This window comes from Maribacter dokdonensis DSW-8, from assembly GCF_001447995.1.
GTDB classification, from domain to species: Bacteria; Bacteroidota; Bacteroidia; order Flavobacteriales; family Flavobacteriaceae; genus Maribacter; species Maribacter dokdonensis.
The window spans coordinates 871059-896087 of sequence record NZ_LDPE01000001.1 but is presented as its reverse complement, the minus strand read 5'-3'; the positions used below and the strand labels follow the sequence as shown (position 1 = coordinate 896087).

Here is a 25029-nt window from a genome sequence, read left to right as displayed (position 1 = left end):
CATGCAACAAAAATAAAAAGTATGATAAAGTGGGGTATTGTAGGGGCAGGTAACATAGCACATAGTTTTTCTAAAGATTTAGCTTTGGTAGATGGCGGTCAATTGGTTTCGGTAGCATCTAGGAGCTTGGAGAAGGCACGGACATTTGCCAAAGAGTATGGAGCTCCAAATGCTTTTGGTAGTTATGAAGAATTGTTTCATAGTAATACGGTAGATATTATTTATTTGGCAACACCGCACACTTCACATGCAGATTTGAGCATTGCCGCCATGAAAGCCGGTAACGCCGTACTTTGTGAAAAACCATTGGGCGTCAATGCTTCGGAAGTTCAGGCAATGGTAGCTGCAGCTAAAGAGAATAATGTTTTTCTTATGGAAGCATTATGGTCACGTTTTAATCCGACCATTAAAAAAGTAAAGGAACTTGTAGATAATGGGACTATAGGAGATATAGGTTATTTACATTCAGATTTTGCGTTTTATGCTCTGGATAGGGATGAAAACGGTAGGCTATTAAATCCTGATCTTGCAGGAGGTTCTCTATTAGATATAGGGATCTATCCTATATTTTTAGCTTATTTACTGTTGGGGATGCCAAAGGATATTAAGGCAACCGCCAATTTTTATAAAACTGGGGTAGAGATGCAATGTAGTATGATTCTTAATTATGACAACGCACAAGCCATTTTGTATAGCGGACTCAACTCTAACTCTGAAAAGAAATCTGAAATAGCAGGAAGTAAAGGAACAATTTTTATTCATCCAAGATGGCATGAAACTACTGGATTTACGTTGGAAAAAGATGGGGAAGTAGTAAGTAATGAAGTAGGTAAGAGGGGTAAAGGCTATGTTCATGAGATAGAAGAAGTGCATGATTGTTTAAATTCTGGTAAGAAAGAAAGTGCACTTTGGAGTCATCAAAACAGTTTGGATCTTATAACAATTATGGATACGGTTCGTGAAAAAACAGGAATTGTGTTTCCGTTTGAATAATAGCAGGGGTAATAGTGGATAAATGTCTTAAAATTTACGATATTTGATGTTCGCTTAAATTTTAATTGATTCAAAAATGAACAAGAATACTGTGCTCACTTGGGCTACTTTTATTATGATCTTCGTAGGGCTTGCGCTAATTGCATTAGGAGCCTTTCGATACGATGATGTCGCTGGTTGGGGTTTTGCATCTGTGGGTATAGGGTTTTTTGCCATTGCTTGGGTGTTCAATGCCCTTAAAGGTAGAGTATAATCAATGTTTTTAACTAGTAGGGATTTCTTCTACTGGATGATAATTTTTTCACTAAACACTATAATTTTATGTCAGACGATAAGAAGGTAATCTTCTCCATGTCGGGAGTTACGAAAACCTATAAGAATGCTAACACCCCAGTTTTAAAGAACATATACTTAAGTTTTTTCTACGGTGCCAAAATCGGTATTTTAGGTCTAAACGGTTCTGGTAAATCTACTTTATTAAAAATAATAGCAGGTGTAGATAAAAATTTTCAAGGTGATGTGGTTTTTTCTCCAGGATATAAAGTTGGTTACTTGGAACAAGAGCCAGAACTGGATGAAAATAAAACTGTTTTGGAAATTGTAAAAGAGGGCGTTGCCGAAACGGTAGCCATTCTTGATGAATACAATAAGATAAACGATATGTTTGGTCTGCCGGAAGTGTATGAAAATGCGGACAAAATGCAGAAGTTGATGGATCAGCAAGCTGTATTGCAAGATAAGATAGATGCAGCCAATGCTTGGGAACTAGATACCAAATTGGAAATTGCTATGGATGCCTTGCGTACTCCAGATCCTGAAAAGAAAATTTCTGTGCTTTCGGGTGGTGAGAGAAGAAGGGTTGCCTTATGTAGATTGTTATTACAAGAGCCGGAAATCTTATTATTAGATGAGCCTACCAACCACTTAGATGCAGAGTCTGTACATTGGTTAGAGCATCACCTGGCATCTTATAAGGGAACTGTAATTGCCGTAACGCACGATAGATATTTTTTGGATAATGTTGCCGGTTGGATTCTTGAATTGGATAGAGGTGAAGGTATACCTTGGAAAGGGAACTACTCTTCTTGGTTAGATCAAAAGTCTAAACGTATGGCACAAGAAAGTAAAACAGCTTCTAAAAGACAGAAAACATTGGAGCGAGAGCTGGAATGGGTTCGTCAAGGAGCAAAGGGTAGACAGACCAAACAGAAAGCACGTCTTAAGAACTACGATAAGTTGATGAGTCAAGATCAAAAACAACTTGATGAAAAACTGGAAATCTATATTCCTAACGGACCCCGTTTGGGTACCAATGTTATTGAAGCTAAAGGCGTAAGTAAGGCATACGATGATAAGTTGCTTTACGAAGACCTTAATTTTAAATTGCCACAAGCGGGTATTGTTGGTATTATTGGACCAAACGGTGCTGGTAAGACCACTATTTTTAGAATGATCATGGGTGAGGAGACACCGGATAAAGGTGAATTTGAAACTGGTGAAACCGCTAAAGTAGCCTATGTAGATCAGAGTCATTCCAATATAGATCCTGAAAAAACCATTTGGCAAAACTTCAGTGATGAGCAAGAGTTGGTGATGATGGGTGGTAAGCAGGTCAATTCTAGAGCTTACTTAAGTAGATTCAACTTCTCGGGTAGTGAACAGAATAAAAAAGTGAGTATGTTGTCCGGCGGTGAGCGTAACCGTTTACATTTGGCAATGACCTTGAAAGAGGAAGGTAACGTGCTTTTATTGGATGAGCCTACCAATGACTTGGATGTAAATACATTACGTGCTTTAGAAGAAGGTTTGGAGAATTTTGCAGGTTGTGCCGTAGTCATCTCGCACGATAGATGGTTCTTAGATCGTATCTGTACACACATATTGGCATTTGAAGGCGATTCTCAAGTGTATTTCTATGAAGGTTCGTTCTCCGATTATGAAGAAAACAAGAAGAAAAGGTTAGGCGGAGATCTTATGCCGAAACGAATTAAGTATAAAAAACTAATCAGATAAAATTTTGGTTATAAAGAAAAAGCCCGCTATTGCGGGCTTTTTAATTTTATACTAACAACTAAAGTATTAATATTCGTCATTAGGGTACCAGTCTAATTGTACCACTTCAATATCTTGGTTGCCTGCATCTACCAATTGTTTGAACTTGGCAACATCGCTAACATCTGGATTGCCCCTGTAGTGATAAGGATAAACTTGTTTTGGTTTAAAATCTAACACTGCTTCGGCGGCACTCTCAACGGTCATGGTATAAGGTAAATTCATACAAACAAAAGCTTTGTCTATATTCTTTAAAGAACGCATTTCTGGGATATCCTCTGTATCTCCGGAAAAATAAATACGTTGATCGCCAATAGTTATAACATAGCCGTTGCCACGACCTTTATTGTGAAATTTAAGCGCTTCACTTCTTAAATTATACATGGCTATGGCTTCAATGGTAATACCGTTTAATTCTTTACTGCTCCCGTTGTCCAAAATTACAAGCTGTTCTGCATATTCGGGCAATTCTTCTGCAACGGCTTGTGGTACAACAAAGGTAGCATTGGTTATTTCTAATTCTTTTAAGGTCTCTATGTTTAAATGATCACCATGTATATCGGTAATTAAAATTAATGTAGCGTTCTTTTGCCCTTCAAAAGTTGCGGCACCACCTGTTGGGTCAATATAGATTACTTCATTGTTCCATTCTAAAACTGCCGTTGCGTGTTCTATGGGTGTTATGGTGATTTCGGTGTCTTTAGCCTCATTTTTCATTGAAGTCGACATTTCCGCTTCCGCTTCTGTGACTTCGGAATCTGATTTCTTTACTTCTTTACATGAGAAAGAAATGGCTCCTATACATAATAATAAAAAGAGTTTATTGATGTTCATTGTTATATTGTTTTAGTTTTAATTCCATTTTAATGTCAGACCTAAGGTAGTCTAAATTATCTTCCAACGGCGTTTCTATAAATCCGTATTTTTTATAAATATGCAAGGCGGCGTCAAGCTTGGTGCTTGAATATAGTTCAAGTGTATTCCAGTTTTTATTCTTTGCAAAATCAATGGCATGTAATAATAATTTTTGACCAATTTGTAAGCCGTGATAAGATTTGCTAACTGCCATTTTTCCTAATTCATATCTTTCCTTGTTTTTTCTTATTAATGCAAAACACCCCACAGGTTCATTATTCCAGAGCCCAATAAAAATAAAGCCACCTTTGTCAATGATAGAGGCTTGGCTGTTTTCTAATAGTTCTCTGTCCTTTTCTTCAACCTTAAAATATTCGGTAATCCACTCTATATTCAAGTCTTTAAAGATTTGAGTATATTTAGTCTCAAATGGCACAATGGTAAGCATGGTCTATGTATTGGTCTAAAGGTTACTTCTAAATTATACTATATTTTATGGTATTTACCACGTAATATAATTTAATTTTATGCTAAAGAATCTAAAATTTGAATTAACACGTATATAAACTGAACAAACAGACACTTTATTAAATTTAAAATTATGACTGAAACAAAAAACAACAATGGTTTAAAAGTTTTGACCGCTCTTTTAGGTGTTGTGCTTTTAGCAACTATCATTTATACAGTAAGTCTTTATCAAGATAAAAAGAAGACAGAGGTTGTTCTTTCTAAAGAGAAAGAATTGGTGGTTGAAGATTTAAATAGCTTAAAATCAGAATATGATAAAGCTATTTTGGAAAGTAATGCTACTAACGAAGAATTGGTTAGCGCAAGAGATAATATTGCTAAATATATTGACTCTGTGAAAACTATGAAAGCGGATATTAGTTCTTTGTCTAGATACAGAAGACAAGTTAGTGTTCTTAAAGCGGAGAGAGAGCAGTTGTTAAAGCAAGTTGATTCTTTAACTCGTTCTAATAGTATGATCGCTATGCAGCGTGATAGTACTTATGTTGAGTTGGAAAAACAAACAGTTTTCAACGATTCTTTAGTAGTACAAAACACAAATTTGGCTCAAGTAGTTGAAAAAGGGTCTGCATTAAATTTATCTAAATTTAATGTTGATGCAGTTAAGGAGCGTAACAGCGGAAAATTAGTTTCTACTCAACGTGCCAGAGCTACTGACAAGTTTAAAATTTGTTTTACCGTAGCGGATAACGTAATTGCTCAAGCTGGTGATAGAGAGTTCTTCTTAGAAGTTTTAGATCCACAAGGGAATGTTCTTGGAGGTGGTAACTCAATGACCAACGATAACGGAGCATCAATTACTTACAGTAAGCAAACAGGATTTTACTATGAAAACAAATCTTTAGATGTATGTGATTACATTAGTAAGCCAGCTGGTGATTTTAAAGATGGAAATTACATGGTAAATGTATATGACGATCAGTTGAAATTATTAGGAACTTCTAAGTTCATGTTGAAGTAAGTTTTCCTATAATTATATAATACAAAAGGCGACCAATTTGGTCGCCTTTTTTTGTTTATTGGTTTAGTTTTTAGTCTTTTAAACTACCCACCATATTTTCAGGTTTTACCCACTCGTCATAATCTTCAGCGGAAACGTAACCTAAATTAACAGCTTCTTCTTTTAATGTAGTGCCGTTCTTATGTGCGGTGTTTGCAATCTCTGCAGCTTTGTAATACCCAATTTTGGTATTTAAGGCAGTGACCAACATTAAAGAGTTATTTAACAATTCTTTGATTACACCGTGATTTGGCTCAATACCGGCAGCACAATGCTCTTCAAAACTTACACAGGCGTCGCCAATTAGTTGTGCAGACTGAAGAATGTTTGCTGCCATCATTGGTTTAAAGACATTCAATTCATAATGTCCCTGTGTACCACCAACGCTTACAGCAACGTCATTACCCATAACTTGAGCGCAAACCATTGTCATTGCTTCACATTGAGTAGGGTTCACTTTACCTGGCATTATTGAACTACCTGGTTCGTTGGCAGGAATAATGATTTCACCTATTCCTGAACGAGGTCCAGATGCCATCATTCTAATATCATTTGCTATTTTGTTCAATGACACTGCCAACTGTTTTAAAGCTCCGTGGCTTTCAACAATGGCATCATGTGCCGCTAGTGCTTCAAATTTATTTTCAGCGGTTATAAAAGGCAACCCTGTGAAGTCTGCAATATATTTTGCTACAAGCACATCATAGCCTTCCGGTGTGTTTAATCCAGTTCCAACAGCAGTGCCACCAAGTGCCAATTCACTTAAATGTGCTAAGGTGTTGTTCAATGCTTTTAAACCATGGTCCAATTGAGAAACATAACCGGAAAATTCTTGACCTAAGGTTAGGGGAGTGGCATCCATTAAATGGGTGCGACCTATTTTAACCACATCTTTAAATTCTTTTGATTTTTTATGTAATGTATCTCTTAACTGAGTTACACCAGGAATGGTCACTTCTACAATCTTTTTGTAAGCGGCAATATGCATACCGGTAGGGAAAGTATCGTTAGAAGATTGAGATTTGTTGACATCGTCATTCGGTTGAATGGTTTTTTCTCCCTCACCAATTACTTTACCGGCAATTTCATGGGCTCTATTGGCAACTACTTCATTAACGTTCATATTACTTTGCGTACCAGAACCAGTTTGCCAAATAACCAATGGAAATTGGTCATCGTGCTTTCCTTCTAAAATTTCATCGCATACCTGGGCGATCAAATCTCTTTTTTCGGCAGCTAAGACACCAAGCTCACAATTGGCATATGCGGCGGATTTTTTTAAATAAGCGAATCCGTAAACTATGTCCAACGGCATAGATGCCGATGGTCCTATTTTAAAATTATTACGCGAGCGTTCTGTTTGTGCACCCCAGTATTTGTCTTTGGGTACTTCAACATTGCCCATGGTATCTTTTTCGATTCTGAACTCCATAATCTTATATTTTATATGAATCTTAAATAAACTTTTATATACAGCATCAAAAATAAGGTTTACATTTATTTTTCTTACGACAAGATTAAAGGGAAATGTGAAATTAATTTTGCAGAACGTTTGCAAAAAATAATTGGTTTATGGTATCTTTGTCATATATAAGCAAGAAGATATGTTTGATTTTGACCAATATTTAGGATTTTTAGCTTTTTTGACCATCTTGACAATAGGTTTTTGGCTAATGATGTTTTTGTTATTATTTGTTGTGCCTTACTGGTTAGGTGGTAACATTATAGAGTTATTGAAAGAAAGACGCGACAAGAAAAAAGCTGCGCGAGAAGCATAAAAGATATTATTATATAAAAAAGGAAGCCAATTGGCTTCCTTTTTTTATACCATTTATGGGTAACTGCTTACCCTTCGATTTCTTCGTCACCTTCATCATTATTATTTCCTCTGCCATTTTTATTTCTTTCTTTTGGTTGATTAAAGCGGTATACAAAGCCCATGGTTATCTGGCGTTGTCTCCATTGAAACTCACTGTCAGACGTAAAGAATTCCGTTTCTGTATAAGAAGTTCTTTTTCTGGAATTTAATAGATCGCTAACGTTCAGGGAAATTGTTCCATTGTCTTTTAAAATATCTTTACTGAACGCTAAATTTAAAGAGAATATACCTCCATTTTCCGTTTGGGCGGTTGATGATGGGCCTCTATAAAACGCATTGGTCTGCCAGTCAATTTTTGCAGGTAAAGATACTTTAGAGCTAAATCTGGCAAACCAGCTGGTATTTGTGGTACCATAATCTATACCGTTGAACGCGCCATCTGTCTTAAATTGAAAGAAGTTGAAACTGGAATTTAAACGTAACCATTTTGCAGGACTATATAGCATACCGGCTTCAACGCCTATTCTGTCATTTGTAGATAGGTTAATAGGAATTGATCTAATTATTTCAATTCCATCTGTGGTGGTTTCACCAGTTTCTTCTTGTATACGTTCAAATGAATCGGTTTCTCGTTGGAAATACACAGAAGAGGTAAGGGTTAGCTTATCCCATCTCTTTAAGTAACCAACATCAAAAGCATTGGAGAACGCAGGATCAAGATCCGGGTTTCCTTGAAAAATATTTGTCCTACTAGATCTTGAAGGAAAAGGGTTTACGTACCTTCCTCTTGGTCTATTTATCCTTCTATTATAACCTAATGAAATGTTTTCATTTTCACCCAGTTCGTAAATGACGTTCACAGTTGGAAAAAGCCCTAAATAGTTCTTATCGAAATTTGCATCAACATCTACCCCTAATTGTTCCTCTAACTCAGAAGAATCATATAAAGATGTCAATTCTCCTTTTAACTGGGTGTTCTCTAAACGTAATCCTAAAAGAAAAGAAAATTTACCGTATTTGTTACCATATTGGGTATATACGGCATTTACATTTTCAGTATAGGCAAATAAGTTGGTCAGGTCTTGGTTAATATCGAACAGACCGGTGGTTTGGTTCAAAGAGTCTAATCTATAATCCGTTTCTGTTTTTTCAAAAGTTCCTCTATACCCAGCTTCAAATTGTGCATCGCCCATCGGCAATACATAATCTGCTTGTACTAAATATTCATTTTGGGTTTCTTTTTCAAAGACATTTTCCAAGACTATTAAATCATCATTAGGCAACGTATTGTTTTCTTGTATGATGTTGGTCTTATCTTCTACGCCGTTAGAGTATTGAGCGTCTACCGTTAGTTTTTGTCCATCATCATCAAGATTATTAATATAATTCAAAGAAAATTGATAGTTCTCATCATCTTCACCTTCATCTTCAGTTCTAAAGGTTTCACTATCTAGTGTTCTGTTAATAAACCTTTGGTTGGTATTTTCAGTTTCATCTTCACTTTTAGAGGTTCTGTAAAATACACTTCCTGTAATTGAAGATTCCTCTGTAATAAAATACTCAAGTCCCAAATTAGTGTTAAATCCTTTTCTAAGTCTAAAATAGTCCCTGTCCTCTATAATCCTATCATAAGATCCAGAAGTATAGGTGTTATCATAAAATGCATTTCCTGGGGCATCTCTATAGTTATACCCTGTTGTGTTGAACAAATTAAATTTGTCCGTACGTAAATTGGCATTAACGGATATACCACTATTTACTGGGTAACCGATCGTAGTGTTTACAGAACCGTTAAAGCCCAGTGTTTTTTCCTTTTTAAGAACAATGTTCAAAATACCTGCGGTACCTTCTGCGTCATATCTTGCAGATGGACTAGTAATCACCTCAACCTTTTCAATGGCATCTGCAGGAAGTTGTGTAAGAGCATCTGTAGATCCAAAGCCCGCTAATGCTGACGGTTTGCCATTAATAAGAATTCTAACATTCTCATTACCCCTTAAACTTATGGCACCTTCAACATCTACATCAACAGAGGGTACATTATTCAAGGCGTCGGTAATAGTTGCGCCACTATTGGTTAAATCCTTACCAATATTATAGATCTTTTTGTCTAAACGTACCTCTACGGTAGTTTTTTCACCAACGACTTCAACGGCTTCTAGTTGAGCTACATCTAAAGCAAGTTTAACCGTACCCAAATCTGTGGATTCAGTCAATGTTTGATTTGGTAATTTGTAAGTTTTGTATGAAATGTATTCTATGGAAATATTGTACTTGCCTGGTGTGGTTTCAACCTGAAAGTTACCATCAATATCTGTAATGCCACCTGTAATTTTATCAGGGTTGTTTACACTTTGTAGTACCAGTGTAGCATATTCTAAAGGAAGGTTATCGTCTTTGTCTACGACTTTACCGCTAATGATAATTGGACCTCTTTCCCGTTCTCCTCCGGGTCTTTGACTGTATATATAATTAAATGATAGTGTTAAGAGTAGGAGTAAAGGGTAAAGTTGTCTCATTAAGTCAGTTTTTGGATTTCTTTCGTTTTTCTTTTTTCTTCTTTTTATTCTTCTTTAAAGTTTTTGAAACACCATCTTTTTGTAATGCAACAAAAGCTTCATACTTTTCTAATGGCAGACCGGCTTTTAATTCCTCATCTTGCCTTTTAGTTATGTTTTCATATACTTCTGCCATTTTTTCTGGCGGAAGTTTTAATATTTGAGCCTCTATACGCTCTTGTACATATTTTTTAAGTACAGAGCTTAATACGGCCTGTTCAAATTCATTTAGTTCCAATGCCTCTGTAATTCTGGGCATTTCACCATCTACCAGTTCTTCGGCAGTTTTTGGTTTGGGTTCTTCGGCCGGAGTTTGTGCTTGGGGAATAGAACTCCTTTGACTTCCATAACCATAACCTCCTCTAGATCCATAACCATATTGCGACCCATAACCATATTGTGCGTAAATTGCTGTAGTGCCAAATAAGGCAACCAACAATGTCAATACATTTAGTCCACTATGCTTTAATACTTTTTTCATGTCTTTAGATTATAAAGTTATACTATGGTTTAACCGAAAATGGTTAATTGTTTGTTAAGATAATATACTTAACAATTATAATAAATTCTATTTCAACAAAGAGTTAATGTTTGAAGCCGGTCTACCAATAACCGCGCTATTTCCATTAATTACAATTGGTCTTTCTATTAATTTTGGATGCGTGATCATGGCATCGATCAACTCTTCATCGTTTAATGATAAATGTTTGAATTTCTCTTTCCAAACGGCTTCTGACTTACGTATTAAGTTAATTGGTTTAATGTCCAAACAACTAATAATATTTCTAAGTTCATCTTTTGTTGGTATATCTTCTAGATATTTTACCACTTCAAATTTCTTGCCAGACTCTTCTACAACTTTTAAACCTTCTCTAGATTTGCTGCATCTAGAATTGTGATATATTTTAATCATATTACTTTTAGCTTTATGTTAAAACCCTATCTATTAAATATAATAAATAGGGATTAATAATTTATTCTTCTTCTTTTTGTCCCATCATCATTAGAAAGGCTTTCAAAAACTGGTCAATGTCACCATCCATGACATTGTCTACATTACCGGTTTCTTCTCCGGATCTTACATCCTTAACCAATTTGTACGGATGCATAACGTAGTTTCTAATTTGAGAGCCCCATTCAATTTTCATTTTAGAGGATTCAATCTCTTGGCGAGCCTCCATTTTTTTACGTAGCTCAATTTCATATAGTTGAGATTTCAGCATTTTCATCGCCGTAGCCCTATTATCATGCTGGCTTCTACTGTCTGAACAAGATATTTGAATTCCTGTAGGGTGGTGGGTCAATTGGACTTTAGTTTCAACCTTGTTTACATTTTGCCCACCAGCACCACTTGATCTTGCAGTGGTTATGGTAATATCTGCAGGATTGACATCTACTTCTATACTGTCATCTACTAACGGATATACATATACGGAAACAAATGAGGTATGTCTTTTGGCATTACTGTCAAAAGGTGATATACGTACAAGACGATGAACTCCATTTTCTCCTTTTAACCAACCAAAAGCAAATTCACCGTCAATTTCTAAGGTTACGGTTTTAATGCCGGCAACATCACCATCTTGATAATTGAGTTCTTTGATTTTGTAACCGTTCTTTTCGGCCCACATCATATACATACGCATGAGCATTGCAGCCCAGTCGCAACTTTCGGTACCACCTGCGCCTGCTGTAATCTGCAGTACCGCTGGTAATTCATCACCCTCTTCTGAGAGCATATTCTTGAACTCCATTTTTTCAATGGTGTTCACTGCTTTCTCATATTGCTTTTCAACTTCGGCTTCAGAGACTTCGCCTTCTTGCTGAAACTCAATCAATACTTCTAAATCAGCAACCAATAGCTGGGCGGCATCATAATCATCTACCCATTGTTTTTTAGATTGAATGAATTTCATATGTGCCTGTGCCTCTTGCGGATTGTCCCAAAAGTCAGGAGCCAAGGTTTTTTCTTGCTCGTTTTCTATTTCAATTAATTTGGCATCAATGTCAAAGATACCTCCTTAACGCACCAAGGCGATCTATAAGACCTTTGTAGTGGTCTGTACTTATGTTCATACAATTCTAATTTTGAGTAAAAATAATACTCTTTTAAGTAATGTTTAAAGATATTTTTAGATTAACTATTGCTGGCTTTGCAATGTGACCGAGTGTGTGGTCTTATTTGTGCCCAAAGAATAAATAATACCTTTTAATGGAGCACAATCATTATAATCTTTACCGTGGCAGACTTTTATGTGGTTCATATCCGCTAAAATATTATTGGTAGGGTCAAAACCTTTCCAGCCTATTCCTGGTATATAGCATTCTACCCAGGCATGCATTTGTGAATCTCCTTTAAAACCATGGGTTTGGTCTAGGTACCCGGAGACGTACCTTGTTGGTATGCCATTAATTCTTGCCAAGGCACAGAAAAGATGTGCAAAATCTTGGCAAACGCCTTTTTTATTAGTTACAACGTCATTTAACATTGTACTTACATCTGTAGCTCCTGTTGAAAATTCAATGAAATTATATACCCAATGGTTTAGGTTTTCTAGATTTTTGAATATGGAAATAGTTGAATCAAAGGCGTATAGTTGCTCTTGTGCAAAACTTAGGTTTGTAAATGTAGTCGCTTTTAAAAAGCGTTCGTAATTAATTCTAAAATCAAGTTTTTGTAACTCGGCATGTGCTGCTGAAACGTTAGGGTTGATGTTAAAATCAAAAGGGTCAATATCTTCTTTGGTCAGTTTGAATTTTGCTTCAAAAGTTACCTTCTTGAATTTTTTCTTCGGATGTATTCTTAGGGTTTTAAAGCCATAACCGTTAATGGAATTTTCGGTAATGGCAAATAATGAATTGTTGAATTCTATCTCTACATTATGTTGGCTATCGTTCTCTACCGGTATAATAAGAAACTGCCAATATGCATTATGTACCCAATCGTCATAAATATTTTTAGCCCTATATGTAATCTCAATATCTCTTGGCATAAGAGCGCAAAGATACCTTATTTATATGGGCTAATAATTAAAAAATTCCTCATCTACCTTGTCGCTGATATCAACAAGACTTTCTAGAATATTTTCAATGAAAGATTTTATGTCTTGATCTATTTCCTCAATATATTTAAATTCATATTCTGATCTTACCCTGCCGATTAAAAAAGCCGTAGAATTTTTGTTATACCGTTTTTCGGGGTTTAAAATTTTTACATGTTGATTTACCTGGTTCAAAGAATTCATAACCGATCTTGGGCAATTAGGGTTAAGAATTAAGAACTCTAATGTAGTTATGCTTGTAGGAGTTTTTTTGTAGAACCTACGCATCATATCATAAGATTCGGCACATTTTAGTAATGTAGTCCATTCAAAACTTTTACTGAACTTTTCATTTTCACCACCTTGAGAAAGTAATGCATCATTGTATTTAGAATTGATCATTCTAGTAATTTGTGTAGCCCTTTCAATGTTTATGCCCATTGATATTATGGCATAAGTGGCATCATGTAAGAGTGTACCGCGTATTTTTCCACGAAGTATATCTGTCATTTCAGCTACCTGGGTAGTGAAATCATGTAGACCATTTTTAACAAAAACTTCTTTAGGGTAGTTGACGACAAAATGATAGAATTTATTGATCGCTTCATAAAGCTCAGTTGAAATTAAATCCCGTGCGCTATTTGCGTTCTCCCTTGCAAACTTAATATTGTTTATGATCGATGAGCTATAAGTGGGGTCTAGACCAATTTTATAGAGTACATCTTCTTCTTTCAAAAATTTTTCTGAATCCTCTTCGGGATCTCCGACCATAAATAACATAGAACGTAAAACAAATTGACGATCTTGAGATTTTAGATTTGGAGCATCTAAAGAAGAGAAATAATTTACATTTAAATATCTTGCTACGTGTTCAGAACGTTCTATATAACGTCCCATCCAAAATAGATTATTGGCAACTCTTGCTAACATATAGATTTTTTATTTTTTTAATACCCAGGTGTCTTTTGATCCGCCTCCTTGAGAAGAGTTTACAATTAGATTTCCCCTCTTAAGTGCTACGCGTGTTAACCCGCCTTTGAGAACAAATTCTTTGTCTTTTCCGAGAACGGTAAACGTTCTTAAATCAACATGGCGTTGTTCAAAAGATTCGGTATCGTCTATATAGGTAGGGTGAACGGACAATGACATAATAGGTTGGGCTACATATTTTCTTGGGCTGGCCTTTACCTCGGCCTTTACCTTTTCAATTTCTTCTTTACTTAGCTTGTTTCCTATTGAAATACCGTAGCCACCGGCTTCATCAACAGGTTTAATAACTAGTTCATGAATATGTTCCAATACATATTTTAATTCATCGGGTCTGCTGCAATGATAGGTATGTACATTGTTTAAGATAGGTTCTTCGTCTAAGTAATATTTTATAATTTCTGGCATATAGGTGTATACGGCTTTATCATCAGCTACACCAGTGCCAGGGGCATTGGCCAACGTGACATTTCCTTTTTTATATGCGGCAAATAAACCGGGTACGCCAAGAACGGAATCTGGATTAAACTCCAGAGGATCTATGAACTGGTCATCTATTCGTCTGTAAATAACATCAACCTTTTCTGGACCCTTTATTGTCTTCATGTAAACAAAATCATTTTCTACAAATAGATCACGACCTTCTACCAATTCAACACCCATGGTTTTGGCTAGGTAAGAATGCTCATAAAATGCAGAGTTGTACATGCCAGGTGTAATGACTACTACATTTGGAATGTCCACGCCCTTAGGTTTTACGGATTCTAGCAGTTCTAAAAGGTTTTCTGCATAATTGGTCACCGTATGTGTCTGGTAATGATTGAACACACCAAACAATGCCTTTTTAAGTGCTGTTCTGTTGCAGATTACATAACTTACACCAGACGGACATCTAATATTATCTTCAAGCACATAATATTTACCGTCCTTATGTTTAATGACATCTGTACCCGAAATGTGATTATAGATTCCTCCTGGCGGATTTACACCGTTCATTTGATCTAAGTAATTGGCTGAAGATGTAATGAGTTCTATGGGTACAACCTTATCTTTTAATATTTTTTTATCATGATAAATATCCCACAGGAATAAGTTCAAAGCTTTACTTCTTTGTATGGAGCCACGCTCTATAATATCCCAGTCTACGGGGTCAATAATTCGTGGAAATAAATCAAAGGGAAAAATCTTCTCTTGCACGTTATTTTCCCCGTATACTTGAAAAGTAATGCCTTGATTAAAAAATGAAGACTTCGCTTTATTGTTTAGCGTAACGTAATCTTTAATAGAATGTTCACCATAGAGGTTAAATAACTTTTGATAAACCTCTTTTACCTTTCCTTTCTTATCATGAATTTCATCATATAAATCTGGGTTTCTTTGATAAGAAGAAAAAATTTGATTTTCAATGTTCTCCATAGAATTAGTTTTGTTAAAAGGTACATGATAAAAAGCGATTATTAGGTGTAATATTTACAATAATTGGTAGTATTTTTCCTTTTTCTGTAATTATTAGGTAGCTTTTTTAACAAGTATGATATTTATAATATAGTTGGGCTTTCCTGTTTTTCATTCGTTGGTTTTTCTCTACTTTTAGTGAAAACTATTAGAGAATGAGAAAGCACTATGTACTTTTGGTTGGATTACTTTTGTTATCCATTACTACAATAACCGCACAGTTTAGCGATCAAAAGAAGAATTTTGATAAATATGAGGGGTTCTATAATTTCTACTATGATGAGGCCAATGATAAAATCTTTTTGGAAGTAGATCAATTGGATAAGGAATTTCTTTATGTATACTCTTTAAGTAGTGGAATAGGAAGTAATGACATTGGCTTGGACAGAGGTCAACTGGGAGACGAACAAGTAGTATATTTTAAAAAGGCAGGTAATAAATTACTGCTGGTTCAACCAAATTTAAAGTATAGGGCCATAACGGATAATGAATTGGAGCGAAAATCCGTTGAACAAGCGTTTGCCAAATCTGTTCTGTTCGGCTTTCCTATTGTTGAAGATAAAAACGGTACCTATATAATAGATATCACCGATTTTTTAATGCAAGATGCACATGGTGTTTCTTCAAGACTAAAAAGAACCGAGCAGGGTTCTTATAGTCTGGATAAATCTAAAAGTGCCTTTGCCTTGGAAAGAACTAAGGCTTTTCCCAAGAATATAGAGTTTGATGTTTTAATGACTTTTAAGGGCGAGGCGAAAGGTGGTTATATCAGAAGTGTAGCTCCCAATGCGAATTTAGTAACCGTTGCCGAGCATCATTCTTTTATTGAATTGCCAGATGATAAGTATAAAAAACGAGCTTTTGATCCAAGATCAGGTTCTTCTCCATTTAACTATTATGATTATGCGACACCAGTGGAGCAAAATATTCTAAAGCAGTTTATAAGAAGGCATCGTTTAGAGAAAAAAGATCCTACTGCAGAGGTTAGTGAGGCCGTAGAACCTATTATTTATTATTTGGATAATGGAACACCGGAACCTGTAAGATCCGCTTTATTGGAAGGTGGCCGTTGGTGGAACCAAGCTTTTGAAGCTATAGGTTATAAAGATGCCTTTCAAATAAAAATGTTGCCAGATGATGCGGATCCTTTAGATGTTCGTTACAACGTTATCCAATGGGTTCATCGTTCTACCAGAGGTTGGAGCTATGGTAGTAGTATAACAGACCCAAGAACTGGTGAAATTATGAAAGGGCATGTTAGTTTAGGAAGTTTAAGAATAAGACAAGATTATTTGATCGCCCAGGCTTTAATGAACAAACCATTTGCCGAAAGAGATGATAATTATGAACCAATGTTAGAAATGGCCATAGCAAGAATAAGACAATTATCTGCACATGAAATTGGGCATACTTTAGGTTTTGCCCATAATTATGCCGCCAGTACTACAGGCAAGGCTTCCGTGATGGACTATCCTCATCCGCAGTTTACTTTGAACAATGGAAAGGTTGATTTTTCAAGTGCTTATGAAACTGGTATTGGAGCATGGGATAAAGTTACCGTAGCATACTCCTATCAGAACTTTGTTGAAGGGGAAGAAAAAATAGGCTTGAACAATATTTTGGATAAGGCCAAAGCAGATGGGCTACGTTATATAACGGATCAAGATGCCAGACCACAAGGTAGTGCCCATGTCTTGGCTCATTTGTGGGATAACGGCACCAGTATCAGCAAAGAATTGGACGAAATGCTGAGTATTCGTAAAGTAGCCATTAATAACTTTTCTGTAGATAATATTCAAGAAGGTACACCTTACTCTGTATTGGAAGATGTTTTTGTACCGCTATATTTCTTTCATAGGTACCAAACAGAAGGTGTGGCAAAAGTCATTGGTGGTTTAGAATATAATTATGCGGTAAAAGGTGATGGCCAAGAGGTAGTTGCCGTTGCGGATAAGTCTTTGCAACAAGAGGCATTAAAGAGTGTGTTACGGACTTTGGATGCTGCAGAAATAGCTATACCAAAAGAAAAATTGAGCTTGTTTCCTCCTAGGTCATTTGGAACCCCTAGAACAAGGGAGTCTATAAAAGGTAAAACCGGTGTTTCTTTTGATGCCTTGTCGGCAGTGGAAACAGCTTCGGATATGACTTTAAAATTTTTATTGCATCCGGAGAAAGCATCAAGACTTATTCAGCAAAAAGCAATAGATACGGATAATGTTGGTTTGGCTGATGTTTTAGATGAATTGATAGCATTAACCATTAACAAAAAGCAGAAAGATACATATTTGAACGAAGCGCAAACGATAATCAATTTTAGGGTATTGTATCATATCATGAATTTGGCAGGGCACACCAATGTGCATCCACAGGTAAATGCCATAGCGTCCCAAAAAATAAATGAACTGAATATGCAGTTAATGAAAGATTCTGGGGCTAATGCAATTAGTGCGGAAATGGTTAAGAGAATAAAATCATACAGAGAGCACCCGGAACAATTCAAAATGATACCTTCGCCAAAGATTCCTGATGGTTCGCCAATTGGAATGAGCTGTTTTCACTAATTAAAATGTTAGAACTTTATTATGCTTATTAATCTTATCAGTGATACGGTAACCAAGCCTACACCCGGAATGTTAGATGCTATGATGATCGCTGAGGTGGGTGATGATGTTTTTAAAGAGGACCCTACCGTAAATGCCTTGGAGGAAAAGGTGGCAAAACTTTTTGGAATGGAGTCAGCACTGTTTTTTCCTAGTGGTACCATGACCAACCAGACCGCTATAAAATTACATACGCAGCCTGGGGAGCAATTGATCTGTGACAAATATGCCCATATTTATAATTATGAAGGTGGTGGTGTTAGTTTTAATAGTGGGGTATCTTGCAGACTGGTAGATGGTGATAGAGGTACAATGACAGCGGAACAAGTGGCAGCGGCAATAAATCCACCGGATTTCTACCATAGCCCGTTAACCACATTGGTATCCATAGAAAATACAGCGAATAAAGGCGGGGGTACTTGTTGGAATTTTAGTGAACTGCAGGCAATTAAAAAGGTTTGTGCTAATAATGGTTTAAAGTATCATTTAGATGGAGCAAGATTATGGAACGCTATGGTTGAAATGAAAGAGACTCCGTTGCAGTATGGAGAGCTTTTTGATACCATAAGCGTCTGCCTGAGTAAAGGGTTAGGTTGCCCTGTAGGGTCTTTGCTATTGGGTACTCAAGAACAAATGAACAAGGCGATCCGTATTCGTAAAATATTTGGTGGTGGCATGAGACAATCGGGGTTTTTGGCGGCAGCGGCTATTTATGCTTTGGACAATCATATAGAGAGATTGGCAGAAGATCATAAAAAGGCAAAGGAAATAGGAGCGGCATTAGCGGCAAAATCTTTTATAAAAAAGGTAGAGCCTATTGAAACCAATATTGTCATTTTTGAAATTGATGAATCATTTATGACAAGCGATCAATTTGTTCATAAATTAAAAGAAAAGAATATTTTAATAATTGGTATGGGGCAGGGGAAATTGAGAATGGTTACCCATTTGGACTACACTAATGATATGCATGAAGAATTGCTTAAGCAGCTAGCGTCTTTTTAATATGTTACTCTAAACTGTTTGTAATATTCAATATACCATTTTCCATACCGGCTTCTGAAGTGTAAAGTCCGCTACTACCAACAATTTTGCCTGTAGAATTTTTTAATTCAACTAAAAATTTACCATCCGTATTAGTTCTTCTTTCAAAGAATTTTCCGTTAGTTTTTTTCAGTGCCTTAATGTCTTTTATGGTGCTATCTGTTTCATTTTCACTATTAAAGGGTATGCTCTTTAATAATACTTGCCCGTTGCCAGACTTCAAAACAAATTGATATAGGCCGTCTTTATCTTTAACAATTTTAATCATATCCTTAAAGATAAATAATATTTTCTCTGCTTTTCAGTGACTTTTTAAATAATAGTGTGTCTTAATTATTGAGGCGTTAAACTCACAGGTTTTAAAATAGCATTCGACACTAGGTTAAAACCAGTTTACGGGAAACCTCAAATAAATAATTATAAATAACCAATTATTAATTTTAAACACTATCAAAATGAAAAAAGTATTATTTCTAGCAGTGGCATTTTCTGCTTCGTTTGCAATTGCACAAGACTTGCCGTCAAATCCAGAACCAGGTAAATGCTATGTACGTTGTACCACACCAGATGTGTATGTAAATGAAACGACTACGGTTACAACCAACCCTTCGTACAAAATTTTAAAAACGATTCCTGCTACATTTAAAACAATAACAGAACGTGTATTGGTGAGAGAAGAAGAAAAAGTGCTTACTGTTGTTCCTGCTAAGTGGGGAACAGAAACAGTAACCTATGTATCTAAAGGAGGTGGAAATTCTTTACAGGTGATCCCTGCTTCTTTTTCTCCCAGTACACAAACTATAGAGATCAAGCCTGCATATGCACAGTGGGAGTTGGGCGTAGCGGCACCTGATTGTGAATCTGGTAATCCAGATGATTGTAGATACTGGTGTTACAAAGGATACCCTGCACAATTTGAAACAGTTTCTACGCAGGTATTGGCTAATGATGCTTCTACAACGAGTTCTCCATTAGGTTCTAAAAATGGATCTTACACAAAAGAAGTTTTGATCTCACCTGCTACCGTGGTTGAAAAAATTATTCCTGCAGTTTATAAGGAAATTACAAAAACGGTATTGGATAAAGATGCGTACACGGTAGAAGAGATTATTCCGGCTAAAACTACAACGATTACCAAAGAGGTATTAAAGGAAAAAGGTGGTTTAACAACTTGGAAAGAAGTGGAGTGTGCTTTAGTTGAGTACCAAGCATTACCTATTAACTGGAACTCTGGTAGTGCTACATTGACTTCAGAGGCTAAGAGTATTATCGATAATAGATTATTACCAGTATTAGCTCAAAACCCAGGTGTTAAGGTTGAATTAGCTTCTCATACAGATTCACAAGGTAGTTCAGTGTCTAACCAAGACTTATCTGAAAGAAGAGCGAAAGCAGTAGCTGATTACTTAATTACGAAAGGTGTTAATTCAAGTCTTTTAGTAGCTAACGGTTACGGTGAAACAAGATTGTTGAACAGATGTAGTGATGGCGTTTCTTGTACGGCTAGAGAGCATGCAGTGAACAGAAGAACTCAATTTAGATTGATTAATAATTAATGAATAGGTTGTTTTTTTGATTGAAAAGGGCTTACACTAGTAAGCCCTTTTTTATGCTTTTAACTTAGGTTATAATAGTAACCTAATTGTTTCAAAAGGTGCTAAGCTGTTTGTAAGCTAGATGTAAGAAATTATTGTAGTTGAGGTTTGGTAGTCTCTATATACTTGCCAATCGCATGGTAATTATGAAGTTTAATGGTATATATCTATTTAGGGTATACATCTTTCATATTGAAATAGGTTAATTGTTTTAAATGTTATTGCTTGGAATTGATGTATAACAAAAATGGCTCATGTATTTACATGAGCCATTTTTTATGAAATAAAATTTATCTTACTTATTCTTTTCTAAAAGTTTAAGATGAGAATCAACTACGCCGTTCATGCTATAACCAGAAAGAGCGTCTAATTCTTTTCCTTTGTAATCTATTACTTTAAATAATGGAAATACCTTCTTTTTGTTGAGTTTTGTAAGTAGCTCTTTGTTGTGCGCCAATTGTTTTTCAGTTAACAAATCCTTATTTCTTGGAACATCAATATAGAGCAGAATATAGTTGCTTGACAGTTCTTGAAACTCAACGGTGTCGAACAAATCGGTTTTCAACATTTTGCATGGAGGGCACCAATCGCTACCCGTGAAATAAACGAGTACATTTTTTTTCTGCTTTTTGGCTTTTGAAATAGCGGTATCATAATTAGTAAGCCATTTAGAATCATTTGCATTTTTAATATCCATTTGGGCGGTGGCCAAAAACGGAATCATTAATAATAAAAAAAGATACTTCATGAATTTATATTTTATAATGTCAATTGCAAAAAACCTGCCAATCTTACTTAAATAACGAATCCATACCAGGAATATTGGGCATACCGTCTTTAGCAACAGCAGCTAATTCAGTTTCATTTACGTTAGTAGCGTTTTGTATGGCCTTGTTCAATGTTAGTATCAAATAATCTTCTAATTGCTCTTTGTCCTGTAAAAGACTGTCATCTATTACTATGGACTTAACTTCTCTATTTGCGGTTATGGTAACCGAAACCAAGCTATCACTTGACTTTTCTTCAAGGGTAACCGTATTCAATCTTTTTTTGGTCTCTTCAACTTTTTTTTGGGTTTCTTTGAGTTTTCCCATCATACCCATCATATCTCCGAACATAGTTTGTGTTTTTAATTTTAGATGTCAAAAATACTAAAAATAGGTGCATTTCAGTTTTTGCGTATAATAAAACGGGGGTCTACGAATTAGTCTTATTTTTGCCGTCTTATTTTATAATGTAGTAGGTATGAATATTAAACATCCGCCGCAGGCGCAAAAAGTTCCTAAAGAATTAATTATTCATGATGATGTAAGGGTAGATAATTATTATTGGTTAAATGATAAGGAAAACAAAGAAGTTATTACTTATCTAGAAGCAGAGAATGCATATTATGATGCGGTAACTGCGCATACCAAAGATTTTCAAGAACATTTGTTTCAAGAAATGAAAGGTAGAATTAAGGAAGATGATTCTTCTGTTCCCTATAAATTAAATGATTATTGGTACAGTACTCGCTACATAATAGGTGGTGAATATCCATTGTACTCAAGATTTAAGAACGATTTAAGTGCCAATGAAGAAATTATGTTCAACGGTAATGAAATGGCCAGGGGACATGATTACTTTAATCTTGGAGGTATTGCTGTCAGCCCAAATAATAAATTGGCTGCGTTTGGTGTAGATACTGTGTCTAGAAGACAATATACCTTACAGGTCAAAAACTTGGAAACTGGTGAGGTTTTAGAAGATAAAATTGAAAATACAACAGGTGGTGGTGTATGGGCAAATGACAATGAAACTTTGTTTTATACCCGAAAAGACCCGGTAACACTTCGGTCGGATAAGATTTATAAGCATAAGCTAGGAACGCCTACCTCCGAAGATGTTTTGGTTTTTCATGAGCAAGATGATACGTTCAGTACATTCATATACCGAACCAAATCGAAGAAATATTTGGTTATAGGTTCTTTTAGTACTTTAACGTCTGAATTTCAAATTCTCTCTACAGATACTCCTGATGGTGATTTTAAAGTGTTTTCACCAAGGGAAAGAGGTTTGGAGTATACTATTTTTCATTATGAGGATAGCTTTTACATTCTTACCAATAAAGATAAGGCGGAGAATTTTAAATTAATGCGTACTTCTGAAAACCAAACGTCTTCAGGACATTGGCAAGAGTTTATTCCTCATCGAGCAGAGGTTCTTTTAGAAGACGTAGATATTTTTAAAGAATACTATGTACTCTCTGAGCGTGAAAACGGACTGAACAAAATTAGAATTGTTAGGTGGGATGGTACAAATGAGTATTATTTACCATTTGAAAGTGAAACATACACGGCATATGTAGGTAACAATCCTGATTTTGATACCGAAATACTCAGGTATTCTTATAATTCCATGTCTACACCTAGTTCTGTGATAGATTTTAACATGCGAACTAAGGAAAAGGAGGTGAAAAAGGAACAATCCGTTTTAGGAGGAACTTTTGAAAAAGAAAATTATAGAGAAGTTCGTTTATGGGCAACGGCTAGAGATGGGGAGAAAATACCTATGTCCGTTGTTCATAGAAAGGATACTGTTTTAAATGAGGATACACCTATTTTGCAATACGCATATGGTTCTTATGGTTCTACAATTGATCCTTACTTTTCTACGGTAAGATTAAGTTTGTTAGACCGTGGTTTTGTATTTGTAATAGCTCATATTAGGGGCGGGGAGTACCTTGGTAGAAGATGGTATGAGACCGGTAAATTATTGCAGAAGAAAAACACTTTTACTGATTTTATTGATTGTTCAAAATTTTTAATCGAACAAAAAATGACCAGTGCAAAGCATTTATATGCAATGGGCGGTTCTGCCGGTGGTTTATTAATGGGGGCAATTATAAATATGCAACCTGACATTTATAATGGTGTTATTGCTGCTGTACCGTTTGTAGATGTGGTAACAACAATGTTAGATGATTCTATTCCGCTAACCACAGGTGAGTATGATGAATGGGGTAATCCAAATGAAAAGGTATTTTATGATTATATGAAATCCTATTCCCCTTATGATAACGTGGTGGCTCAAAAGTATCCTAACATGTTGGTCACTACTGGTCTGCACGATTCTCAAGTGCAGTATTTTGAGCCGGCCAAATGGGTTGCCAAGTTAAGGGAGTTGAAGAAAGATGATAATCAACTACTATTAAATACTAACATGGATGCTGGTCATGGTGGTGCTTCTGGTAGATTTGAGTCGTTAAGAGAAGTTGCCAAAGAATATGCATTTCTTCTTGATTTGGAAGGGAAAATCACATAGTGGAAAAAAAATGGTAGCTTTGCGTCAGAAATTTCAAGAAATTTCTTTTTTATAAAATAACTAAACATTGATATCCCCCTTATGAAAAATGAGATCAGGGCTTACAACAATATTTTAGAACTAGTAGGTAATACACCTTTAGTTAAGTTAAATAGAATTGCAGAAAATCTTACCGGTAACTTTTACGCAAAGGTAGAAGCTTTTAATCCGGGTCACTCTTCTAAGGATAGAATTGCGATTCATATTATAGAGCAGGCTGAAAAGGCAGGTATTCTAACCGAAGGTAGTACTGTAATAGAAACAACTTCAGGAAACACTGGCTTTAGTATTGCAATGGCAAGTATCATTAAAGGATATGACTGTATACTAGCGGTTAGTTCCAAGTCATCACCGGACAAGATAGATATGTTGCGCTCTATGGGTGCCAAGGTATATGTTTGTCCCGCACATGTAAGTGCAGATGATCCAAGGTCATATTATGAAGTTGCTAAAAGGTTGCATAAAGAAACAAAAGGTTCTATATACATCAATCAGTATTTCAATCAACTGAATATGGAAGCCCATTATAAATCTACAGGTCCAGAGATCTGGGAGCAAACAGGTGGGCAAATTACGCACTTGATCGCATGTAGTGGTACAGGTGGTACAATATCAGGAACGGCTCGTTTTTTAAAGGAGCAAAACCCCAATATTAAAGTTATTGGTGTTGATGCTTATGGATCGGTATTAAAAAAGTATCATGAAACAGGAGAATTGGATACCAATGAAATCTATCCTTATAGAATAGAAGGTCTAGGTAAAAATTTAATTCCTGGTGCTACTGATTTTAGTACTATTGATGAATTTGTAAAGGTTACGGATGCAGAAAGTGCGCACACTGCTAGAGAAATATCAAGAACAGAAGGTATTTTTGTTGGGTATACCAGTGGGGCGGTAATGCAGGCCATTAAGCAATTGGACGAATTAAATACATTTGACAAGAATAGTAATGTTGTTTGTATATTTCCTGATCATGGTTCTAGATACATGAGCAAAATTTATAGTGATCAGTGGATGGAAGATCAAGGTTTCTTGAATACGAATACCGTAGAGGAGACGCAAGAAATACAATACGTTAAGTAAAAAAATAAATAGATATAATTTTATAAAAAAGTGGGTCTATAGCCCACTTTTTTGCGTAGTAAATAATTTATGAATCT

The 25029-nt window shown here is 35.7% G+C and carries 23 protein-coding genes; 10 read left to right on the top strand and 13 right to left on the bottom strand.

Annotation, left to right across the window (positions count from 1 at the left end):
* Positions 1–21 precede the first annotated feature (21 nt).
* The 3 genes from I600_RS04055 (at position 22) to ettA (ending at position 3006) form a co-directional block, all read left to right on the top strand.
* Positions 22–993, top strand: coding sequence for a Gfo/Idh/MocA family protein (locus tag I600_RS04055; RefSeq protein WP_058103214.1), 972 nt, complete (start codon positions 22–24; stop codon positions 991–993).
* A gap of 76 nt (positions 994–1069) precedes the next feature.
* Positions 1070–1246: a CAL67264 family membrane protein gene (locus I600_RS19295; protein WP_091605214.1), complete on the top strand. Its 177-nt coding sequence runs from the start codon at positions 1070–1072 to the stop codon at positions 1244–1246.
* A gap of 68 nt (positions 1247–1314) precedes the next feature.
* Positions 1315–3006: an energy-dependent translational throttle protein EttA gene (gene ettA / locus I600_RS04050; RefSeq protein ID WP_058103213.1), complete on the top strand. Its 1692-nt coding sequence runs from the start codon at positions 1315–1317 to the stop codon at positions 3004–3006.
* A gap of 66 nt (positions 3007–3072) precedes the next feature.
* Here the strand turns inward: ettA and I600_RS04045 are convergent, their stop codons facing one another.
* Positions 3073–3879, bottom strand: a complete 807-nt coding sequence (locus I600_RS04045) for an MBL fold metallo-hydrolase (protein WP_058103212.1) — start codon at positions 3877–3879, stop codon at positions 3073–3075.
* Complete coding sequence (locus I600_RS04040) at positions 3866–4348, bottom strand: GNAT family N-acetyltransferase (protein WP_058103211.1); 483 nt, start codon at positions 4346–4348, stop codon at positions 3866–3868. Before I600_RS04040 ends, I600_RS04045 begins: the two co-directional genes overlap by 14 nt.
* A 153-nt stretch (positions 4349–4501) precedes the next feature.
* Between I600_RS04040 and I600_RS04035 the strand changes: the two genes are divergently transcribed.
* Positions 4502–5389 (top strand): hypothetical protein, encoded by an 888-nt coding sequence (locus tag I600_RS04035; RefSeq protein ID WP_058103210.1) that lies wholly within the window; start codon positions 4502–4504, stop codon positions 5387–5389.
* A gap of 70 nt (positions 5390–5459) precedes the next feature.
* On the opposite strand, the gene fumC is transcribed toward I600_RS04035, so the two are convergent.
* Entirely contained in the window at positions 5460–6860 is a 1401-nt protein-coding gene (fumC, locus tag I600_RS04030; RefSeq protein ID WP_058103209.1) for a class II fumarate hydratase, read from the bottom strand.
* Positions 6861–7032: 172 nt separating this feature from the next.
* Between fumC and I600_RS19290 the strand changes: the two genes are divergently transcribed.
* On the top strand, positions 7033–7206 hold the full coding sequence (locus tag I600_RS19290; protein ID WP_091609002.1) for a hypothetical protein: 174 nt from the start codon (positions 7033–7035) through the stop codon (positions 7204–7206).
* A gap of 67 nt (positions 7207–7273) precedes the next feature.
* Here the strand turns inward: I600_RS19290 and I600_RS04020 are convergent, their stop codons facing one another.
* From I600_RS04020 to I600_RS03990, 7 genes are all read right to left on the bottom strand, one after another.
* Positions 7274–9766 carry a TonB-dependent receptor domain-containing protein gene (locus I600_RS04020; protein WP_058103207.1) on the bottom strand — a complete coding sequence of 831 codons (2493 nt, stop codon included), beginning with the start codon at positions 9764–9766 and terminating at the stop codon, positions 7274–7276.
* 4 nt (positions 9767–9770) lie between these two features.
* Entirely contained in the window at positions 9771–10286 is a 516-nt protein-coding gene (locus I600_RS04015) for a hypothetical protein (RefSeq protein ID WP_058103206.1), read from the bottom strand.
* A gap of 87 nt (positions 10287–10373) precedes the next feature.
* Positions 10374–10718, bottom strand: coding sequence for an arsenate reductase (glutaredoxin) (arsC, locus tag I600_RS04010; RefSeq protein WP_058103205.1), 345 nt, complete (start codon positions 10716–10718; stop codon positions 10374–10376).
* A gap of 61 nt (positions 10719–10779) precedes the next feature.
* Positions 10780–11881, bottom strand: a protein-coding gene (gene prfB / locus I600_RS04005) for a peptide chain release factor 2 (protein WP_245188838.1) whose coding sequence is annotated in 2 segments (ribosomal slippage) — positions 10780–11814 and positions 11816–11881 — 1101 coding nt in all. Because the reading frame shifts where the segments join, the coding sequence is not laid out codon by codon here.
* Between the two features lie 65 nt (positions 11882–11946).
* Positions 11947–12798, bottom strand: a complete 852-nt coding sequence (locus I600_RS04000) for a transglutaminase-like domain-containing protein (protein WP_058103204.1) — start codon at positions 12796–12798, stop codon at positions 11947–11949.
* Positions 12799–12828: 30 nt separating this feature from the next.
* Entirely contained in the window at positions 12829–13776 is a 948-nt protein-coding gene (locus I600_RS03995; protein ID WP_058103203.1) for an alpha-E domain-containing protein, read from the bottom strand.
* A gap of 9 nt (positions 13777–13785) precedes the next feature.
* On the bottom strand, positions 13786–15249 hold the full coding sequence (locus I600_RS03990) for a circularly permuted type 2 ATP-grasp protein (RefSeq protein ID WP_058103202.1): 1464 nt from the start codon (positions 15247–15249) through the stop codon (positions 13786–13788).
* 194 nt (positions 15250–15443) lie between these two features.
* On the opposite strand from I600_RS03990, the gene I600_RS03985 reads away from it, so the two are divergent.
* Together I600_RS03985 and I600_RS03980 are read left to right on the top strand one after the other, a co-directional pair.
* A complete protein-coding gene (locus I600_RS03985) occupies positions 15444–17849 on the top strand; it encodes a zinc-dependent metalloprotease (RefSeq protein ID WP_058103201.1) in 2406 nt (801 codons plus the stop codon).
* A 21-nt stretch (positions 17850–17870) separates the two neighbouring features.
* Positions 17871–18893 (top strand): threonine aldolase family protein, encoded by a 1023-nt coding sequence (locus tag I600_RS03980; RefSeq protein WP_058103200.1) that lies wholly within the window; start codon positions 17871–17873, stop codon positions 18891–18893.
* A 4-nt stretch (positions 18894–18897) separates the two neighbouring features.
* Here the strand turns inward: I600_RS03980 and I600_RS03975 are convergent, their stop codons facing one another.
* A complete protein-coding gene (locus I600_RS03975) occupies positions 18898–19200 on the bottom strand; it encodes a YegP family protein (RefSeq protein ID WP_058103199.1) in 303 nt (100 codons plus the stop codon).
* Between the two features lie 187 nt (positions 19201–19387).
* Here I600_RS03975 and I600_RS03970 point away from each other — a divergent pair, with 187 nt between their 5' ends.
* The gene (locus I600_RS03970) at positions 19388–20488 is read left to right on the top strand and encodes an OmpA family protein (RefSeq protein ID WP_058103198.1); all 1101 of its coding nucleotides are present in this window, start codon (positions 19388–19390) and stop codon (positions 20486–20488) included.
* A gap of 334 nt (positions 20489–20822) precedes the next feature.
* Here I600_RS03970 and I600_RS03965 read toward each other — a convergent pair whose 3' ends face one another.
* Positions 20823–21275 (bottom strand): thioredoxin family protein, encoded by a 453-nt coding sequence (locus tag I600_RS03965; protein ID WP_058103197.1) that lies wholly within the window; start codon positions 21273–21275, stop codon positions 20823–20825.
* 43 nt (positions 21276–21318) lie between these two features.
* Positions 21319–21645, bottom strand: a complete 327-nt coding sequence (locus I600_RS03960; RefSeq protein ID WP_058103196.1) for a YbaB/EbfC family nucleoid-associated protein — start codon at positions 21643–21645, stop codon at positions 21319–21321.
* A 127-nt stretch (positions 21646–21772) separates the two neighbouring features.
* On the opposite strand from I600_RS03960, the gene I600_RS03955 reads away from it, so the two are divergent.
* Complete coding sequence (locus I600_RS03955) at positions 21773–23830, top strand: S9 family peptidase (RefSeq protein ID WP_058103195.1); 2058 nt, start codon at positions 21773–21775, stop codon at positions 23828–23830.
* Between the two features lie 81 nt (positions 23831–23911).
* Complete coding sequence (locus tag I600_RS03950) at positions 23912–24952, top strand: PLP-dependent cysteine synthase family protein (RefSeq protein ID WP_058103194.1); 1041 nt, start codon at positions 23912–23914, stop codon at positions 24950–24952.
* Positions 24953–25029 lie beyond the last annotated feature (77 nt).

Coding starts and splice junctions, on each gene's coding strand:
- I600_RS04035 (WP_058103210.1), top strand. CDS start 4,502: ATGACTGAAACAAAAAACAACAATGGTTTAAAAGTTTTGACCGCTCTT.
- I600_RS03970 (WP_058103198.1), top strand. CDS start 19,388: ATGAAAAAAGTATTATTTCTAGCAGTGGCATTTTCTGCTTCGTTTGCA.
- arsC (WP_058103205.1), bottom strand. CDS start 10,718: ATGATTAAAATATATCACAATTCTAGATGCAGCAAATCTAGAGAAGGT.
- I600_RS03980 (WP_058103200.1), top strand. CDS start 17,871: ATGCTTATTAATCTTATCAGTGATACGGTAACCAAGCCTACACCCGGA.
- I600_RS03975 (WP_058103199.1), bottom strand. CDS start 19,200: ATGATTAAAATTGTTAAAGATAAAGACGGCCTATATCAATTTGTTTTG.
- I600_RS03965 (WP_058103197.1), bottom strand. CDS start 21,275: ATGAAGTATCTTTTTTTATTATTAATGATTCCGTTTTTGGCCACCGCC.
- I600_RS04020 (WP_058103207.1), bottom strand. CDS start 9,766: ATGAGACAACTTTACCCTTTACTCCTACTCTTAACACTATCATTTAAT.
- I600_RS03990 (WP_058103202.1), bottom strand. CDS start 15,249: ATGGAGAACATTGAAAATCAAATTTTTTCTTCTTATCAAAGAAACCCA.
- I600_RS04040 (WP_058103211.1), bottom strand. CDS start 4,348: ATGCTTACCATTGTGCCATTTGAGACTAAATATACTCAAATCTTTAAA.
- I600_RS03955 (WP_058103195.1), top strand. CDS start 21,773: ATGAATATTAAACATCCGCCGCAGGCGCAAAAAGTTCCTAAAGAATTA.
- I600_RS19290 (WP_091609002.1), top strand. CDS start 7,033: ATGTTTGATTTTGACCAATATTTAGGATTTTTAGCTTTTTTGACCATC.
- I600_RS03985 (WP_058103201.1), top strand. CDS start 15,444: ATGAGAAAGCACTATGTACTTTTGGTTGGATTACTTTTGTTATCCATT.
- I600_RS04015 (WP_058103206.1), bottom strand. CDS start 10,286: ATGAAAAAAGTATTAAAGCATAGTGGACTAAATGTATTGACATTGTTG.
- I600_RS03995 (WP_058103203.1), bottom strand. CDS start 13,776: ATGTTAGCAAGAGTTGCCAATAATCTATTTTGGATGGGACGTTATATA.
- ettA (WP_058103213.1), top strand. CDS start 1,315: ATGTCAGACGATAAGAAGGTAATCTTCTCCATGTCGGGAGTTACGAAA.
- I600_RS03950 (WP_058103194.1), top strand. CDS start 23,912: ATGAAAAATGAGATCAGGGCTTACAACAATATTTTAGAACTAGTAGGT.
- I600_RS04000 (WP_058103204.1), bottom strand. CDS start 12,798: ATGCCAAGAGATATTGAGATTACATATAGGGCTAAAAATATTTATGAC.
- I600_RS03960 (WP_058103196.1), bottom strand. CDS start 21,645: ATGTTCGGAGATATGATGGGTATGATGGGAAAACTCAAAGAAACCCAA.
- I600_RS19295 (WP_091605214.1), top strand. CDS start 1,070: ATGAACAAGAATACTGTGCTCACTTGGGCTACTTTTATTATGATCTTC.
- I600_RS04055 (WP_058103214.1), top strand. CDS start 22: ATGATAAAGTGGGGTATTGTAGGGGCAGGTAACATAGCACATAGTTTT.
- I600_RS04045 (WP_058103212.1), bottom strand. CDS start 3,879: ATGAACATCAATAAACTCTTTTTATTATTATGTATAGGAGCCATTTCT.
- fumC (WP_058103209.1), bottom strand. CDS start 6,860: ATGGAGTTCAGAATCGAAAAAGATACCATGGGCAATGTTGAAGTACCC.